This window comes from Pseudomonas sp. WS 5503, from assembly GCF_012985385.1.
Lineage (GTDB): Bacteria > Pseudomonadota > Gammaproteobacteria > Pseudomonadales > Pseudomonadaceae > Aquipseudomonas > Aquipseudomonas paracarnis.
On the sequence record NZ_JAAQWI010000010.1, the window covers coordinates 199,829 to 216,421 of the forward strand.

Annotated in this window: 23 protein-coding genes; 4 read left to right on the plus strand and 19 right to left on the minus strand. The window is 52.2% G+C overall.

Annotation, left to right across the window (positions count from 1 at the left end; genetic code table 11):
- The first annotated feature begins 179 nt into the window (after nt 1-179).
- The gene (locus HBO10_RS24240; protein ID WP_169922124.1) at nt 180-479 is read left to right on the plus strand and encodes a hypothetical protein; all 300 of its coding nucleotides are present in this window, start codon (nt 180-182) and stop codon (nt 477-479) included.
- On the opposite strand, the gene HBO10_RS24245 is transcribed toward HBO10_RS24240, so the two are convergent.
- From HBO10_RS24245 to HBO10_RS24310, 14 genes are all read right to left on the minus strand, one after another.
- Nucleotides 461-1,237 (minus strand): PRTRC system ThiF family protein, encoded by a 777-nt coding sequence (locus HBO10_RS24245; RefSeq protein ID WP_169904135.1) that lies wholly within the window; start codon nt 1,235-1,237, stop codon nt 461-463. The genes HBO10_RS24240 and HBO10_RS24245 overlap by 19 nt on opposite strands.
- Nucleotides 1,234-1,932, minus strand: a complete 699-nt coding sequence (locus HBO10_RS24250; RefSeq protein ID WP_116827401.1) for a PRTRC system protein B — start codon at nt 1,930-1,932, stop codon at nt 1,234-1,236. The genes HBO10_RS24245 and HBO10_RS24250 overlap by 4 nt, the downstream gene beginning before the upstream one ends.
- The gene (locus HBO10_RS24255) at nt 1,919-3,385 is read right to left on the minus strand and encodes a hypothetical protein (RefSeq protein ID WP_169904134.1); all 1,467 of its coding nucleotides are present in this window, start codon (nt 3,383-3,385) and stop codon (nt 1,919-1,921) included. Before HBO10_RS24255 ends, HBO10_RS24250 begins: the two co-directional genes overlap by 14 nt.
- A gap of 102 nt (nt 3,386-3,487) precedes the next feature.
- Entirely contained in the window at nt 3,488-3,700 is a 213-nt protein-coding gene (locus tag HBO10_RS24260; protein ID WP_078465885.1) for a PRTRC system protein C, read from the minus strand.
- Nucleotides 3,701-3,709: 9 nt separating this feature from the next.
- Nucleotides 3,710-4,183 (minus strand): PRTRC system protein E, encoded by a 474-nt coding sequence (locus tag HBO10_RS24265; protein ID WP_169904133.1) that lies wholly within the window; start codon nt 4,181-4,183, stop codon nt 3,710-3,712.
- Nucleotides 4,184-4,224: 41 nt separating this feature from the next.
- On the minus strand, nt 4,225-6,045 hold the full coding sequence (locus HBO10_RS24270; protein WP_284184496.1) for a PRTRC system ParB family protein: 1,821 nt from the start codon (nt 6,043-6,045) through the stop codon (nt 4,225-4,227).
- A gap of 116 nt (nt 6,046-6,161) precedes the next feature.
- Nucleotides 6,162-6,581 (minus strand): hypothetical protein, encoded by a 420-nt coding sequence (locus tag HBO10_RS24275; RefSeq protein WP_169904132.1) that lies wholly within the window; start codon nt 6,579-6,581, stop codon nt 6,162-6,164.
- 613 nt (nt 6,582-7,194) lie between these two features.
- Complete coding sequence (locus HBO10_RS24280) at nt 7,195-7,662, minus strand: hypothetical protein (protein ID WP_169904131.1); 468 nt, start codon at nt 7,660-7,662, stop codon at nt 7,195-7,197.
- A 10-nt stretch (nt 7,663-7,672) separates the two neighbouring features.
- Nucleotides 7,673-8,020: a hypothetical protein gene (locus HBO10_RS24285; RefSeq protein ID WP_011923250.1), complete on the minus strand. Its 348-nt coding sequence runs from the start codon at nt 8,018-8,020 to the stop codon at nt 7,673-7,675.
- Entirely contained in the window at nt 8,017-8,649 is a 633-nt protein-coding gene (locus HBO10_RS24290; RefSeq protein ID WP_169904130.1) for a hypothetical protein, read from the minus strand. Before HBO10_RS24290 ends, HBO10_RS24285 begins: the two co-directional genes overlap by 4 nt.
- An 8-nt stretch (nt 8,650-8,657) precedes the next feature.
- Nucleotides 8,658-9,053 carry a hypothetical protein gene (locus HBO10_RS24295; RefSeq protein ID WP_078465891.1) on the minus strand — a complete coding sequence of 132 codons (396 nt, stop codon included), beginning with the start codon at nt 9,051-9,053 and terminating at the stop codon, nt 8,658-8,660.
- A 433-nt stretch (nt 9,054-9,486) separates the two neighbouring features.
- The gene (locus HBO10_RS24300) at nt 9,487-9,816 is read right to left on the minus strand and encodes a hypothetical protein (protein ID WP_078465893.1); all 330 of its coding nucleotides are present in this window, start codon (nt 9,814-9,816) and stop codon (nt 9,487-9,489) included.
- Nucleotides 9,813-10,223: a hypothetical protein gene (locus tag HBO10_RS24305; protein ID WP_078465894.1), complete on the minus strand. Its 411-nt coding sequence runs from the start codon at nt 10,221-10,223 to the stop codon at nt 9,813-9,815. Before HBO10_RS24305 ends, HBO10_RS24300 begins: the two co-directional genes overlap by 4 nt.
- A complete protein-coding gene (locus HBO10_RS24310; protein ID WP_078465895.1) occupies nt 10,223-10,666 on the minus strand; it encodes a hypothetical protein in 444 nt (147 codons plus the stop codon). Before HBO10_RS24310 ends, HBO10_RS24305 begins: the two co-directional genes overlap by 1 nt.
- 1,076 nt (nt 10,667-11,742) lie before the next feature.
- Here HBO10_RS24310 and HBO10_RS24315 point away from each other — a divergent pair.
- Complete coding sequence (locus HBO10_RS24315) at nt 11,743-11,988, plus strand: hypothetical protein (RefSeq protein ID WP_155007412.1); 246 nt, start codon at nt 11,743-11,745, stop codon at nt 11,986-11,988.
- Nucleotides 11,989-12,084: 96 nt separating this feature from the next.
- On the opposite strand, the gene HBO10_RS24320 is transcribed toward HBO10_RS24315, so the two are convergent.
- Together HBO10_RS24320 and HBO10_RS24325 are read right to left on the minus strand one after the other, a co-directional pair.
- Complete coding sequence (locus HBO10_RS24320; RefSeq protein ID WP_230383543.1) at nt 12,085-13,254, minus strand: replication protein; 1,170 nt, start codon at nt 13,252-13,254, stop codon at nt 12,085-12,087.
- A gap of 166 nt (nt 13,255-13,420) precedes the next feature.
- A complete protein-coding gene (locus HBO10_RS24325; protein ID WP_116827411.1) occupies nt 13,421-13,831 on the minus strand; it encodes a hypothetical protein in 411 nt (136 codons plus the stop codon).
- 187 nt (nt 13,832-14,018) lie between these two features.
- Here HBO10_RS24325 and csrA point away from each other — a divergent pair, with 187 nt between their 5' ends.
- Entirely contained in the window at nt 14,019-14,207 is a 189-nt protein-coding gene (gene csrA, locus HBO10_RS24330) for a carbon storage regulator CsrA (protein WP_011923241.1), read from the plus strand.
- A 13-nt stretch (nt 14,208-14,220) separates the two neighbouring features.
- Complete coding sequence (locus HBO10_RS24335) at nt 14,221-14,595, plus strand: hypothetical protein (protein ID WP_169904129.1); 375 nt, start codon at nt 14,221-14,223, stop codon at nt 14,593-14,595.
- Nucleotides 14,596-14,639: 44 nt separating this feature from the next.
- Here the strand turns inward: HBO10_RS24335 and HBO10_RS24340 are convergent, their stop codons facing one another.
- The 3 genes from HBO10_RS24340 to HBO10_RS24350 form a co-directional block, all read right to left on the minus strand.
- Entirely contained in the window at nt 14,640-15,173 is a 534-nt protein-coding gene (locus HBO10_RS24340) for a hypothetical protein (RefSeq protein ID WP_078465898.1), read from the minus strand.
- Nucleotides 15,174-15,642: 469 nt separating this feature from the next.
- On the minus strand, nt 15,643-16,335 hold the full coding sequence (locus HBO10_RS24345) for a hypothetical protein (RefSeq protein ID WP_169922125.1): 693 nt from the start codon (nt 16,333-16,335) through the stop codon (nt 15,643-15,645).
- The gene (locus HBO10_RS24350; protein ID WP_078465901.1) at nt 16,328-16,573 is read right to left on the minus strand and encodes a hypothetical protein; all 246 of its coding nucleotides are present in this window, start codon (nt 16,571-16,573) and stop codon (nt 16,328-16,330) included. Before HBO10_RS24350 ends, HBO10_RS24345 begins: the two co-directional genes overlap by 8 nt.
- Between the last annotated feature and the right edge of the window lie 20 nt (nt 16,574-16,593).

Genomic DNA, 16,593 nt, shown 5'->3' on the forward strand with positions numbered 1-16,593 from the left:
TAGTGGAAGGCAACTGCCCTATATTGGGATTTTTAGCTAACTGAGCCAGGATTCAGAAGGTTTGCTTTCAGATGACTCATTCAGCGCCAGCGTTATACTCGTATCACACCTCCAAACGTGATCGATCCGTGGGCCCAACGACTACCTTGCAACAAGCTATTCGCCAAGGGGACACCTTGGTGATGCTGGTGATGCACAAGCACGTTCACCTTGCTATGGCCCGACCTGAACCAGCTTTGATTGCAAGGCTAACTCTTTGTGATCTGTCTGTAGCTGGGAGTGAGGTCATCTACACTGTGGAAGTTGATGATCTGCCCGTGCTTCAAGATTTCACGATTTGTACATCGTGTGCCGCAGCATTCGCAGCAAATCTCAGGGAAGGAATGATTGCCCGGGCTAAGGCGCCAGGGCATTCCGGTCTGCCGCCCCAGTGTATGGAGCGGATTTATTTCGAGGCGAATCAGCTATCGCTGTTCTGAGGCGGGAAAGGGTAGGTTTGCTGCTCGCCCGTTTCCAAACTGACGGTGATCCAATTTCGATTTGTAGAGCCAGTACGGATCAACTCCCACACGACGTTCATCGCCGCCGTGGCAACCGTTCGATTAACTAGACAGTCTTGGGCTGCAATCGATTCAGCAGCAGAGCACGACTTCGTATGGTTGTCAGCCATGTCAGCAATTTCGGGGTAGTGATCCAGTACACATGGAAACTTCTTACGGTCTTTGGCCCGCAGCCCACCAAAAACAACCTGACCGTGACGATGTCCGTTGCCCATGTCGAGCCACATTGCGTTGTGCTTGAAATCACCCTCACTATTCCCGATTGCTAACCGGGCCGAGTTCACATCAACACATGAAATCAGCAGGTCGGCCTTGGCGAACGCAAATCGAGTTTCCTCACAAGGAAACCGGTACGGTAGGCCCACCCAATCAAGTCCCAGGTTCAGGTTGTAACGGTTGGCTAGGGCCACACTCTTGTATGCGCCCAAATCACAAGGCCAAAACCGCTGCCGGACTAGGTTGGATTCGCGCACTATTGCATCATCGATGACGGTGACATGCAGCCCATGTGAATGACCAAGGCTGCGCAGGGCGCAGTGCAACGACGACAGGCAGTCTACGACCTCGCTTCCGTTGCCCCCAGCTCCAAGTACGACGATACGAATTGCTCTAGAAGTCCATTCGTTGGGGGTCTTGTAACGTGTCGCCACTGGCAAGGCCTGAACGGTAGCAGTCATTCTTCACCCCCTGTAACCACTGCATCCTTCAGAGTGAGTTGAACCCCCTTGGCAAGCATCGGAAGCAGTTGAGCTGCCGGAAAGTTTTTGGCGCTGGTGTCGCTCAGCTTTTTATAGAAGGCAATAACCTCCTCGTAATTCGTCGGAGTCTTGAGCACCTTGATACCCATGTGCGTATTCACGCATTGCAGCACGAATCGCTCCCAGCCGGGGATGCTCGCGATGGTGTTGTCCTTTGGAACATCGCAGTTGCCCGAGCAGAAGGACCCCGAGCTATACATATTGCCCATTGGGGCCAAGAACAGTTTAGTGTCAGGGGTAGGACGCCCTTTACCCTTGAAGGCGAAGCAGCGGAGCTTTCCTTGGGAAGCGATAAATATCAGGCCCGGGATCGGAGCTTTGTGAACAGCGTCCCTGAACAGAACGTCAATGACCTGAGGCGGGTTGTACCAAGCCAGCAAGCTACGCGACTTGATCAGAATCCGGGTGTCGATAAATTCGATGCCAGCGTCAATATTCAAAAGAAGATCAACCAGCGTTTCCTTGTCTTCTTCTGAGAACGCCCGACCAGCTCCGAGAGTGAACCCACCTTCTACTGGTGAGTTAATGACCTCATGGGAAGTGAAATCGAGACGATTGGTCTTGGTGTGGTGAAACGCAATGAGGGCGCGGGCCGTGACATCATTGTTGAGCATTTGCAGGAACCTCAAGAGAGAGCTGGATGCGCCTTAGCAGTTCAAGGCATTGGCTAGTTCTCTCCATTATCGGGACTGTGACCTGTGCCACCAGCACCCCGGTGTTTAGCGGGAGCTTCACCGTCACATCAGCGCACTCCTCTAGATCGGCGTTGAAGCCCTCAACAGCTTCAACGTGAAGCGCCTTATGGCGTTCATCTGCGAGCACCCAAATGCAATCGAAGAATCGGTTTGGGCTGTTCTCGTATCCCCCAAGCTCCTCGCTGTCGCCGTAAGCCTGAGCAATTAGGGCGTCAACGGGTTGGTGTCCGTCAACCCGGCTAATGCAAGAGCTGAGCGCGTCAGACAGAACTTGCGCAAGACCAGATTCCCTTGAGTTCCGGCGGCTAATTTCCCGAGCCTGGGAAAGCAATTCACCCAATTCGGCTTTACGGTTTTCGTTGGTAACATCTTGGCCATAGGTAAGCTGATATTTGAAATTGCGCTCGACGTCATCCATCTGCCACAGCAGTGAAGCGGCGCGCTCAACAGATGCATCATCCATTTCGTCGGCATCCATCTCCATCCCCAGCCAGCCAAGCTCGTCGAGGTCATCGTGCGCCTTCAAAACCTCTACAATTTCAGCATGGCTCTTGCCCGTAACGTCATCCTTGATAGCTTCGTAGCTCTCAGAAACCCCGCCCGTGTACTGGCCCCAGCAACTGAAAGCTGTGAATGGCGTGTGAAACGGGATCAAGTAGGTATTCATCGCGTCGAGCGTCTTGGTCAGCAGGATATGCATCTCAAGATTCTCTTGGGTCAACTCTGGCCAATCGAGGTAGAAGCAGTTGCGCTCGCAGGCTTCTAGATAGAAGTCGTTACCGTGGATGTGGCTGTAAAAAGGCTGATCGGTGTAGACCGTGCCGCCTTCGACATTTCGGCATTCGCGCTGAGCTTGAGGCCACAAGGCGTCAAGGGCTGCCTTAGTTGCGTTGACAAGGTCATAGCCGCAATCGGCCCCCTGAGTGAGGATGGGGGCGAGAACAGAATCGTGCAGCAATCCTGCCTCAGCTACCGACAGCGCAATCCCGGAAGCGTATGTGATGTCGATGTCCTTACGGGCCAGACCGTAAGCAATTCGCTCGGCATCAGGAACCGCAGCCTCGCGTGTGAACTCGACCCGCGACTCAATGCTACGCACAACCTTGCCAGTCACCAGATGCAGGCCGTACCCATTCGGGTAGCAGTTGAGAGGGCTTAGGTCAGATTCGTGAAGCAATCCTCCCTGAAGGGCCTCCAAGCAGAAAGCGCTGTGACCTTTATGATCTACCAAATAGCCGTGCTCGCGCATGAACAAGGCAGCAACACTGTGTTGCACTGCTGCACTAACATGCGGGATGGTCAGCGCGGTTAGCGGGGCGCTAGGGAACTGGAGAGGACTCCAGGTTTGCTTGGTTTGTGCATGAGATTCCACAGTCTGACCTGCTGGCTGCGCTCAAGGCAGCAATCGTTGATGGTGGGTTCGGGAGTGGGGGCGGCTGCACCGCCCGCCCATGCCCTGAGTTGTTCTATCGGGCTAGCCGCGGTCGCCGAAGTTGCCTTGACGGAACTCATAAACTTGAGAATCTCCTTCGTTGATAGGGTCGATCAACTTGCCGCCATTCAGGCGAGGAAATTGACGGGCATAGTGCTTGAGCACATCCATCGGCTCCATGCTCGGATCAGGATCAGGAAGATCGCGACCGGCAAAGCGAAACAAACGGCTCAGAGTGAGAATTGAAACGGCCATAAATCCCCCTTAAAAGTTCGTTGCACTGTTGCCAGTAACTTCAGTTGCCACGGGGGCGCGATGGCCTGAGGCTTCGCTGTCTGCATCGCTGTCGGCTTCATCGTCACGGTCTTCGCTTTCGCCCACAGCAGGTGCAGTGGAGGCAGCTTTTGCCGCAGGCTTCGACTTGGCTTCATCAACCGCCTTAGTGGCAAGGCGCTCGATTTCATCCAGAGCGCTCAAACCACGACGCACTACAGCCGCCTTGGATGCGATCAACTCTGCGAACGCTTCCTCGATTTCCTCTGGCGTGCCACTCACTACCATTGGCTTTGCAATTGCGGAACGAAGCTGAACGACTGCCTCGGAGGATTTTTCAGGGGTTGGGCCAATGTCCGGGGTGTACAACAGCTTTATCTTTCCATCACCTAAGCCATGCAGCTCGACGGTTGCTTTCAGGCCGGTGGTGAGTACCGCACCTACTGACTGGAGAAAAGTGTTCATCGTTTGTGTTCCTCGTTAAGTTGGAGCCAGTGTGGGGGTGGTTAGACTGTGCCAGAACCATCGTAAGCAGAGATTTTCATCGTCTCTGGCAGATAGCCTTTCCAGCTGAATTCCTCAAATGCTAGGACGGCCTTGATAATTTCATCGCTCTTGCCCATCACAAGTTTTGCGAACTCTTTCGCCCCTTTGACTTCGTCATACTTCGCTTCAAAACCGCTGGCTTTACAGTCAGCGACCACACCGGCTTTAGTCAGGGACTTGAGGTAGCTTTCGGTCATCTGAAAATGATCGACCGGATCCATACCCGCTGCCTTGATGAATGCAATGGATTGAGCACCAGGAATCGATTTCTGGAATTGGTCGCTGCCGTCGCGGCGGAAAACAGTACAAGCGGCCAGTTGGCTCAGATATCCCTGAAGCTCCTCTGCGGGTTTCTGTGCCAGTGCAGCCTCGGTAGATGCCCGGTCATGCCCGAACAGACCATTCGGTAAGCCAAGGGCCTTCTGCAAGCGGGTAAGCAGTTCGCTTGGCAGATCGGAACGCATGTCGAGGTACATCGAAACGATGGCAATCGCCAACGAGTAGGATGGATTCGCTTGAATAGCCTGACTGCCCATTTGCGAAAACAGAGTGAATGCCTCGCGCTTGATCGCCTTTTTGACCTCCTGCGGCTTGGCAGGGGAGTTAGCACCGGGCTTAGTTGCCGACTTTGGGCCGGTAGCAGCCGGAGCTTTTCCAGTCGGGCTAAGCGATTGTGCGTTGTCGCTTTGATTCGCTGCGGGTTCAGCAGTGGCGCTAGCGATCAAGGCTTTGTAGGCAGTTTTATGCTCGTTATGGCAAGACGTATTGAAACAGTGGCCACCGATGATGTGCCCTTCGTTCCCCGGCTTGGTGCTCACCACAGCGCCGTAGCTCTTGCAGGCTGTGCAAGCAGTGAATTGATTGATGCCGACGCCATTCGGGCCTTTGTCTTCCAAAAGCACATAGCCATTGTCAGGAAGGGTCAGGTCGGTATGGACGATTCCGTACTCTTGCTCGGCCTCAATGAGCTTGACCTTAATGAGCGAGGACGTTTTCTCCTCCCAGCAGGTGCGATTCTGGCACTTAGCTTCACCAAGCGAGGTGCCGAACAGATCACCGAATTGCGAGCTGTTATGTTCGCAGCCTTGGCAGGCAGTTGTATCGAAGGGGGCATTAGCGATAACCCCGGAAAGTTGGATCAGTCGCTCGCGGGTCGCGGCAACTGTCATCTTGCGCTCAACAATACGGGCACAGATTAGTCGCTGGTCATCGTGAATCATTGGTGCAAGCAGTTCGGCATGGCCGAGCTTGATATCCCCTTGCACAAGGGCTTCAGCAACATCGTCGCAGCATTTGGACAGAAGGATGCGAGCGTCGAGCTTGGAGCGCGACCAACCGAGTGTACGGCATGCCTCTTCGTGATCGTTGTTCTGATCAGCAAGCTCAGTAACGGCTGCATACGACTCCTCAATGGGAGTCAGATCGGCGCGCTGGATGTTCTCGATGGTGGCTGCGCGGCGCGCCTCAACATCGGTCATTTCACGAATAATCGCGGGGATATCCGATATGTCCAGATCGACGCTGATATCGAAACGGGTGTTCCCATAGACGACTTCGTATGGATAGTCAGCATTGAGGATAGGGCGCAACAAGATGGGTTGAATGACACCTTCAGCCCGGATGCTTTCTTTCATCTGTGCATAGCGGGCCTTATTGCGACCCTTACGGGGGTCATTCTTTGGATTGCGTCGGATTAGATTACAGGCCACTCGCTGACCAGAGAGCGCTGGATCAATTTGGGTGTGGGGGACATTGGTGGTCGCAAGAGAAAGGTTCGTCACGGGAGGATCTCGTTATGTTGGGATGGGCAAATTGTTGACCCCATAACTGCGTGCCAGAACCCTCAGCGTCCGTATTTATCTTTAAATCCAGTTCAAAGTTTAAGTACGGAGCCGGGTTAGGGTTTTATTTTCCTTTGCCCTTTTGATTTCATAAATTCGGGTACCACAACACCACTGAATACCTGGGTGTCGAGATGGGGGAATGAATGGACCTTCTTACGTAGCCACTCACCCCAGCGGTTAACCGCTGAGAGTTGAGCTTCAGTGAGATGCCACTGACTATGGAGTTTATTGAGCATCGCAGTCAGAAATTCGCGTCGATCGGCGTGCGTGTTCTCCAGAGCCTCACGAAGCCAGTGATTGACTCCAATGCAACGCATCACATTAGCCTCACTGAAAACCGTATTCTGCTCACCCGCATTACGAATCGTCCCTGCAACTCTCTTGCGGTCAGCTTCATCAAGTTGCCCCGTTCGGGTATAGGCATCAAAAGCCTGAGTCAATATTTGAGATCGATGGTGCGCAAATTCGGACATGAATTCGCACCTCAGCCTGAGGTACTGAACGATCTTGTCGAGAGGTGGAAGTGGAGAGCGGACCTGAACCTGAGTCTTGGGTACAGACCCAAGCTGCGGAACTGATTTCAAGCTTGGAAGAGTCGAGGGGGCGGGAGGCAAAGTCGGGTCATCGTCGGAGACTACGAGCAGCGCAAGGCGAGTAACGTCCAGAAGACGTTCTTCTGGTGGGCCTAGCATTTTTTTCGCGCAATTAGGGCCGGCAAAGGCCTCTTCAGACCCGTTGGAAATAACGATTCCTTTGCGGCTCCGCAGAAGCCGGTTGCAGAAAATGCAAATGGCATGAGGGCCCAGATAGTCAACACGCGAGTAGTGCCACATTCTGAAACCCTCTAAAAAGCCGAAAAGGTCTACATCACTTTCCGGGGGGCGGTGAGTAGGATCCTGTTGTACGAATGAGCCATAAATATCAAACGAACCAACCTTTGCCTCCCCATAATCCGGACGTAAGGGCTGCAGCAATAGCAGCGCACACACATACGAGTATCAAAAGTCTTAACAAGGGGACCTCCAAGGACACACCGATCAAAAAACGTTAACCCTCGTAATACATGCCGAAGCACATTCAAAAGTGCTAAAGCACCTTCAACATCACCGTGTATTTACCATCGATCACAACGACCTTTGTACGGTTGGGCTCAACCTGGACGGTATCGGAGAACGCTTTATTACTCATGTTCACCTCTTGATTTTGACCGCAGGAAAAACTCTTGCCGTCGACCAGACTATCAAGGGTTGAGACCTGACCGATGACCTCGACAGGCTGCGAGCCATCAGCTGCTTTGGGCAAGGATCGCAAAGAGAGCAGCAGACCAGTTTTGTACTGGGCTTCCCGGCAAACGTCCCGCTTGGTTGCACCATCCTTGAATGCTGCCTGGTAACGATGGCTCTCACGAATGTCGAGCTCGTATTTGTTGCCATCCAGAGCGTAGTGGTAAGCCTGTGGCTCTTCAGCACCTGCAACCACAGAGACCTGCAGTTCCGCGGTTGCTGCGTGGGTTACCAAAGGGACCAGGCACAACATGAAACCAATCCAACGCATTGGTAAGTCCTCACAGGATATTGGCAAACTTGCTCATGATGAGTTTGAGAGCTGGTACGTCACCAAAGGTGGCGTGATCAAGCTTCGCTTTTGGGGTTGCAGGGTATTTGTCGAAATCGAACTCGATGACCTCAGGAACACCCGCCCAAGCTGTAACCTGATGGCATTCGGTGTAACCGTTGCAAAGAACGTCGATCAGGAAAGCATCCTTCCCATCCGGGTACGAGACACGGCATGTCTCGAACATACTTTCGTAGTACCCCATGGCGTATTGCGCCAGCTCGATCGAAGTCAGTCCGTCAATCGAACAGGCCACACCGACATTAGGGGCAAAAACCAGAACCGTTTTCGTAGTCACAGTGGTACGGCCCGGACATTAACGCTGATCGGTTGAACCGAACCGAAGTTGAAGGTCTTCTCTTCACCAGGTTTGCCGTTGAATCGGACGTTCAAACGGTCCATGTGGATCAGCGGGTTAGGTGTATTCAACTCTGCAGATGGGACGTAAGTCCGATCGACACCTAGGCAGAAACTCAAGTTTTCGTCTTTGAACTGAGGCTGTGCAGCACGGACAAAGTAACCTTCAGGGAAGTAGAACAAATCGCCCTGTTTGACCATGCCATTTTTGTCGACGCCGACCATGAGAGTCTTGTCTTTCTGAAAGTCGCGCACCAGGACATCACGGCCGTGGTTTGATGGGAGTTCAACCTTGATCAGGTTTCCGTAGGTGTCAGGGCTGTGGTCAAGGATTTGAATTTCAATCCGAAAACCGGTGATCTGTTGAACACCATTGGGTTGGTAAGTCCGCTCATCCCGCCAGCGCTCTGTGCACTGTTCATCAGGAACATTGGTGGTTTCGGTAACAGCTACGGTCCCAGAGTGCTCTTTGGAGTCGTACTGGTACGTTTTCTGCTGGAACTCGGGCTTGCTAGCACAGCCCGCGATGGCGAGGCAAAGAGCTGTGAGGCTGAACAAAGACTTGAGCATGGTCATCCCTAATTGGCCGGGAGGCAATATTTGTTGAGTGAGGATTGGTTCACGATGCCGGCCAGGCCGAGTTCGTGTATTGCTTTTACGACATTGGTCTGGTTGAGCGGAGGGATAACAATCATTGACCGTTCGGGTTCTCCATTGCCGACAACCTGAGGACCAACACACATGAGCATTGCGGGGGTGGTGTCGGTTATTACCTGAGCCAAAGCCTTGAATGGCTGGGACCTGAAACCCTCAAGCCCAAAGACAATCACCAGGTCAGGCTTTGATTCAGCTATTTCCTCAAGTGCTCCGGCAACGGTATTGCACGCACGAACCCTATCGAAGAAGTCGCTTAGGATCTGCTGAGTGTGAAACGCCTCGGACGCGACGTCAGTGAGGATGAGTGCTCTTGCCATGACAATGGTCAGTTCTGGCCCATGATTGAGCAGATTCTAACTGCCGCGGCACACATGACAATCCAAAACACCTCATCAGAATTCGGGAAGGGCGTTATGACTTGCTGAGAGGGGGAATACCGGCACAGTGGTTTGATCTATAAAACCGCTGGTGAACCATGGCAGATGAGTCCGCTACAACCTGGATGAATACCTATTCAATGCCAGTTGTGCCAAAGGGTGAGAGGTATGTGAAGCTCAGCGGCCTAGCTGAGAAATACAAGCGTGAGGCATGGGAACAGATATCGAGCACCAATCCTGCCTTGGCACAATTGCTGAAAGAGCCAGAGCTTAGGGAAGCCATAAAATTCTTCGACGCTGATCTCTTTGTCGAGGCGTCATCGGCCCCTTGCCTTCCTGTGGAGTCGCTGAAGGGCCGGAAGCGAGCGGAATCTTAGAACGGCGACCTTAGGTCCTCTTTCAACTGTTCGAAGCGTCTACGGCGCTCGACGATGTCCAGCTCTGGTTCAAAATGCTCGGAGTTGCCGCCCAGGGGGCTAAGGTCAAGGCAAGCCTTGGGCGGGGGATCTGGGAGAACCAATTCTGCTGGATCTTTTCCAATCGACATCATCAGATGAGAAATAGCAGCCATGATCTGTTCGACAGATAAACCGCTTGGTGGCCTCGCCACTTGGTGGCATAGATTGTCGACAGATTGCTGAATTTCTTCAGTGTTTGGCTTTTCATTCGAGAGCCATTCTTTTGCTTGCTCCAACGGGCTCATCTGAAACCTCCTGGGCGAACCAATGTGGATCTGAGCTCTTGCAGCCTGCTTCGCTTTTCCTCCTGGCTCAGCGGTGCGACCGTTACCTGATCGGGGTACAAGTTCCCATAATCAAGCCCTGCTGAACCAACAGTTGCCAGCTTAGTTTCCAAGCCGTCACTGATCGGAATTTCAGGGTAGGAGGGGAGGTCTGATAAGTCGCCACCGCCGTCGACAAAATGCTCAGTCAGAGCGTCGTAGGTATCCCGAGAATCATCGTCGTTGGCGATAGCACCTTTGGAAACCTTGGCAACTATCGCTGATAAGGCTTGCTTCACATCTAGCAACTCAGGGTTGGACATGAGCCATTTCTGGGATCGTACGAGCAGTGATTGGGTGCCGCCAATTGGACTTGCTTTTGCGTTCATTAGCGTGCGGCTCCAGAGATCTCTTCATGCCCAGGCTGTACCGGCATCCCGAGTGCTTTGTTAGTCAAGCTTCGTATCAAAGTCCGCTCTAGAGCGACTGCTAGTGCGACCATGGAAATCATGAGCAAACCAGCTATCGTCATCTGCAGGCCGCGTTCGCTCAAGAAACCGAGCAAGCAAGCGAAGGCAAAATCCAAAGGGACTGCAAGCCCTCCAATCAACAAGGTTGGAGCCAGAAGCCATGACATCGAACGCACCGAGCGAGCAATCACTAACGCGATGATGCAGGCTGGTGATACAGCGCCAGCGAAAGAGATAACCGTTGGGCCTACTGGTAGTGGCGAAGGAGTAAGCATCAGATACCCGATGACCAAGCTCCCAACGAGTGACCCGACCGTAAAGCAAATGACGGCAAAACGACCGTAGGCGGTTAGTCCTTCCATAGTGAAATCCTCGCAGTGAATTTGAGGGTATTAAGCTACGTAAGGGCGCGTGCCAGAAGCGGGTAAATCAAAGGAATAAATAGGAAAAGGACAAAAGAAGGAAGGAACTCAGGAACCCAATAACAGCGGGCCTTGCAGCGTATCAACGTGGACCAAACCTGACTCCAACCGTGCATCAATCCTGATTAAGAGACAAAAAGGAAGCCGGAATCATGGACCAATCCTTACTGTATAAGAACTGATCGTGAACTAAACCTCACTAGCCTTAGCTTGATCGTGAGCCAATCCTCGCTAAGGAAAGCTGCTATTTAGACCGAATTTCTGTGGATAACTAGAGATACAAAGGGTGAATGCACCAATCCTGACTACTATCGTGAACCAATGCTTACTACTGTATAGCGGTGAAAAGAACAAAATATTTTCACTTGGTCAAAATTAGAGACGAATGTCAGAGAACAGTTCATTCCTTTCGACATCAAGGAATCGTGAAGCAATCCTTGCTAAGCGGTACCGAGAACACAGTTAACATTGAAGTCAATTCAGAAAAGGGCGCGAACGGGCAGAAATGCAAGTCTGCCTGGAACATACCGATTTGGAATTTTCGAATCGTGCATCAATCCTTGCTATCGTCGCTGGTGAATCGTGGAGCAATCCTGACTGTTCAAATGACAGTAATCGATCGATGGCGGATCGGCCAGATGTCGATTTTGAATAAGGTTTGAACGTGATTCGACAGCGAGGTCTTGACATGAAGATGCAGAGTCCTCGGATTGGAGGCAAGGAAACCGAGTATAATTTGGTATCGAGAGAAGATTAGGCTCGGCAATCGTGCACCATTCCTGACTTCTGATTTGCCTGCACCTGGAACATGTTTCAGAACAGGTTGGTTTGAGAGAAATACAACTATAGCTGCCTATTCAAACCTGTCGCGGCGGACTTAGGATTAATGAGCGCAACAGGATGGCACCTAAGCCTTCGGTTACAATTGGTCTGTAACGAAGGTTCTCCTGAATCCATTGAGCGATGCTTAGGGGTTCAATTATGATTAGTCAAACGCTGACCCAGGAAATCAAACCATGATCGAAAAACAGAGCATCGATGAAAGGCTTGAACAGTCAGTCAGAGCAGCAGGCAACGAGGGCAGTATTAGATTTTTGGATTCTCCGAACGACCCTTGGCGCAATGGCTATCGAAACCTCTCACCCTCTGAATTTGAGACGATGAAGGCATCTTTGGTTGGACAGCCAAATGCACGCACTTCTCCCAACCAGTGCCCGGGCTGCGTAATAGACGCAACCCTCACGGCCGCTACCAAAGCTTGAAAGTCATAATTTCCCAAATCCGAGATGTGTAGGGGAAGTTTTCAGCAAGTGCAAAAAAGCCCGCATGATGCGGGCTTAATGCTGTATGCCGGTTGATTACGCTGTGAGGGCAAGCTGGCGGTTGTTTTCTCGACGATGGCCATCGATCATCATCCCGACAAACTTTTTAGTTGGTAGGATTTCGTAGACGTAGTCGATTGCACCTTTGCCCTTAGGCTTCTTGATCGGTGTCGACTTAAACTCGGAGAGCACCCCTTCCTGCACAAGCTCGGCCAAGGCTATGTTCACCGCCCGATAATCCTCAGGCATGCGTTTGGACAAGCCCCTCGCTGTATTACTCAAAAACTCAACAAGGTGGAAGCGATAGGGGTGGGTAGGGGAAGCATTCCGCCAGCGCATTGAAAGCTCCCGGTTTAAAGTCTTAGCAAGACTGTTCGTGAGTTTCATCGAGGTTGAGTAGTGGTACAGGCGGTAATCGCCCCGTTCGATGCCACGTGAGATCAGGGGGTGTAATACGGCCATACACAGAGTGGCGTCACCCTTCTCCTGATCGGAAATATCCTTCACATCGATGTAGTTTTTGCTCTTCTTGTTCTTGCTTCGCAAGTAGAGAAATGGGAGATAGTTGGAGGTAATGTCTATCACGTCTCCATCGGAGGACCGGGTTTGTATCGTCAAGCTTGATTTTGCCAGGATGTCCAGCGCCTGGCGCAGTTCATCGTAGGTGTAGGTATGGCCTACAGACTTGAGTTCCTGCCGGAGGTCGTAAAGGCTGAAGCTAACAGAGCACTTCACCTCATTGAAGCGCCCGGGCTGTGTGCTGAACTTTCGAAGAGCCTCCTCAACACACTCTTCGCGGCTGCTGGGGTACAAGCCAACCCACTCCGTCTGGCCAGTCGCCTTTCCTTTGATTTTAATTGGGATCTCCATGCTCACAGCCTTCATGACCACACGGAAGGGCTGACCATTGAGGCTGCCCTCAAGCTGGGTGCTCATCTGGCTCATGTCACGAACAGTCTTCGAAGCCCAACTGAACCGAGGCAGAGCATCGTAGATCGATACCAGATTACTGTGATCAGCATCATCAAGTCGGATTTCATATGGGTTGAATAGTTCGCCCTGCAGATCTGGCCCGGCCGAGCGTTGCATGTTGCGATGCTGCATGTTGCGCAGCTTGGCAGCGATAGAGTTGTCGGGGCGGCCAGCCGAAGCTGATACATTTTCCATCCCAGGGAGTTGCTGTGTGCTTGGATTGCTGTGGTCCATTAGGGGTTACCCGTGCACCCCGCGATGCATATATGCATTGCGGCGGTTGAAGCAAGAAGAGTGAGCTGGCTCACTTTACTTTTGAATTTACGCACTTCGCTTTCAATCTGCCGACATGGAGGTAGACAAGACGATAACGAAAGGCGGACGAAGAATGCATGGGTGATCAAATACCCTTGTTGGCTTGTGCCATAGCTACGATTACGCGGAAATCACAGTCAGACATGCCGGATTTCGATTCCATAACCCCATCAATGACGCGTTGAAAGTCCTGAACATTGTTCGCGACAGCGTCAAGCATCTGAGAAACCTCAATGTATTGGGCCGCAGTGGCTTCAGCAGATTGCGTGCAGACCGCATATCCTTCCAGCCGGGCTTTACCCAAACGTGTAGACGCTGCAGGCAGATCAAAAGACTTAGGATCAGCAATGAATGCCTTGCCGATCGCCAATCTTACGGTGTCGGAATCCTCAACCTGCGCAGTAGCAAGTGCTTGCACATCGTCCGGCCGCTGCAAAGCTGCGTATGCAGCAGCTGCCATCGCCATGGCGGCAACGGTCAAAACGATCTTCTTCATTGAAATCTGCACAGTCTTGGTCTCGAGAACAGGTCAGCCTTCGAGGATAACGGCTGATATTTCGATTGCACGCCAAAAGGGGTCGTCGGAATTCATGAGAATCCCAGCACTGAATTCGGAGGACCATTTTTCGGATGCGTCGGACCCGAGCAGGGGATATGGTCTTGGAGTCAATACAGGAGGCAACATGCTCGTACTTACTCGAAACAGCGGTCAATCAATCAAGATTGGTGATGACATCACGATTACTGTCCTGAGCTGCGTTGGTACCCAGGTCCGCTTGGGGATCACTGCTCCGAAGGATGTTGATGTTCATCGAGATGAGATCTATCAACGCATTCAAGATCAGCGCCAGCTGGAGAAGGGCAGTGCCTAGAACGACAACAGCCATGCTTCTATTGACCGTTGCATCGTTAGCTGGATGTACATCCGCTTGGATAACCGATCCAAGCCCGGCGATGGCGAGCCTGATCAACGATCTCAAGCTTGAAGGATTCAAATGCAAGGCTGGGTTCTCAAATATCGAGTGCCGGCAGATTGATGCATTAGTCGAGAAGTCAGCAAAAATCTGCTCCTCAGAAAAGGGTTGTGAGCCTCAGCCTTGTCACGATGTACGCCTTGTTTACACCATCACACAGGCCCGAGACGGAATTCCGGGTATAGCTCAAACCACTGAGCGTACTGAGACTCGAAAGCTCCCGTCGGGCGACATGTATTCACAAGAACGTATCGCTGACCTTAAGGAATACTGCGCCATTCGATGACGAGGTTGACGCGGCCAGGCTCGCCGGCCGCGGTCACCGCCTGATTATGAAATAGCGCTGGCGGGTGGATAGGCCATCAGGTGGGAAAGGTAAGGGACAGGATCACCGTAGTATAGACGGTGCAGCCCATTGAAAAAACTTAAGACCTCAACCTGGTTCGTAAGCACTGTTGTTGGCAGGTGGTATGTACGCTCACCTGAGTAATCGTGATCAATGGCGATGCCGTCAACAAGATGCCGAGCCAACGTACGCATAACGGTTCTGGTTTTATCTGCCCCACAAGAAAAACCTTCAGCACGCTCGATGGCCTTTCTTACATGTGACTCAATAAAATCCCCATGCTTAAACAGGAATTTTGCACTCGAGTTACCCCCAAGTTTCGCCAGGAGCAAGCCGTCCACAGCTCTCATATGCTCGACACTCAGGTGCATCGAGAAACGTTCGGGCGTTCGTTCTTCGATATCCTGAGCGAGCTTTGCATAGAAATCTGTTTCGGCCAGACCCAGGTATGCTTCATGGCTCTCCTGTTCAAAACCATTCAATATTCCGCCAAGCACAGCAGCTAAGGCGTCTTTCATCGTGGGGTATCCGCTATTTGGGCGGATGATTTCACCAACCCCGAGCGTAAAGCATCCTTCTCAAAGGCCGGGAGGTTTCCAATCGTGGCCCAAACCTTATTATCCGAACCCTCAATTCCAAAGCGCCCGTATACCACTGGCTCGGGTTTTAGTGGATTATTAATCGTGGTGTAACCCTCTACTGTCACCTCGATGCTCTGGGATTGGACCAGACACTCAGATCGTGCTTCGAACACGTTCCCAGCAGCCGCAAAATAGGCTTTGAATGCATCGCTACCCCCGCCGGCCATTGCAATAGAGCTTGCCTCGTATATGAGGAATAGGGATTCGGGATGCGAGCAGACTATCGAATCGGTTTTCAACGAGGTCCGTATTGGTTTGGGCAGTGTTTCTACAGGTGCTGCACGTGCTTGCACCTGAACAAGGCTCAAGGTGATCAGCAGACCGATCCCAGCGCTGAGTGGCCTTCTCATAAAAACACCCCTGCATCAGTCTCCGTAAAGCTGATGAACAATCCTGACTGGCAACGATAGATAGTTGGCTGGAAGCCAAGCGTGCGTGCTTCAGCTGCAGCGATGTGCGGGTTGTTGGTAGGGCGTAGTTGTTGAATGTCTACACCCCCACGGGACTGGGTCCAAAGCTCAAAATACCGAACCCCAGTGTCACGTAAAGAAGTTCGCTCAGCGATCATCAGGAGGATTGAGCGAGGGAACTTATCACGTGGAGATGACATGGCATGGCGCACCGACATGTTCAACAGCTCTGTGAACTGCAGTGGTGAAAATTGACCTCGGCCGAGTGCCAAGAGCTGATCCACGGTGAACGAAGCCGGCAAGTAGAACATCGTGTCCGGCTTATCGGTCAGTTCGTTTCCGTCCGGAATACCGAACGACAAGCTAACCCCTACACGCATCGGTAAAGCCTCGTTCGATAACCCGCACACCTCAGGCTCCATGAGGGCAAAGGTGATGCCCCCCTGATCAGTCAGTAAAGTGAGCTTTACCCAGTCGCCCTGCAGATCAAAGCTCGTAGGTAGACCTACCTCAGCAAGACCGCTGGCAATGCGGGTAGCTAGATCAATGAGGCCTTTGGTGAAGCCAGCCAGTAAGGGTTGCAATGCTTGGATTTGAGTCGCGGCTATCGGCTGGTAGGCATCAGTCATCATCTAACAGCCTTGCATGCCGCGCAGCAAGCCCAGCCACAGTATCTGTGGTGGTTTCCTCGATTGTATGAAGGGCTGAGCGAAGATTGCGAATGCGCTCTTCGTCAAGAGCAGACTGTTTGTCCGCGGAATGCTCCAAAGCTGAGCCTATAAGAGCTTGGACTTGCTCCAGACTGAAGCTGTCCGGTAGCGCATCGGTCTTCAGGACCGTGAGAATAAAGCTGTCGACATCATTCATGCTTTCACCATAAGGCCCGC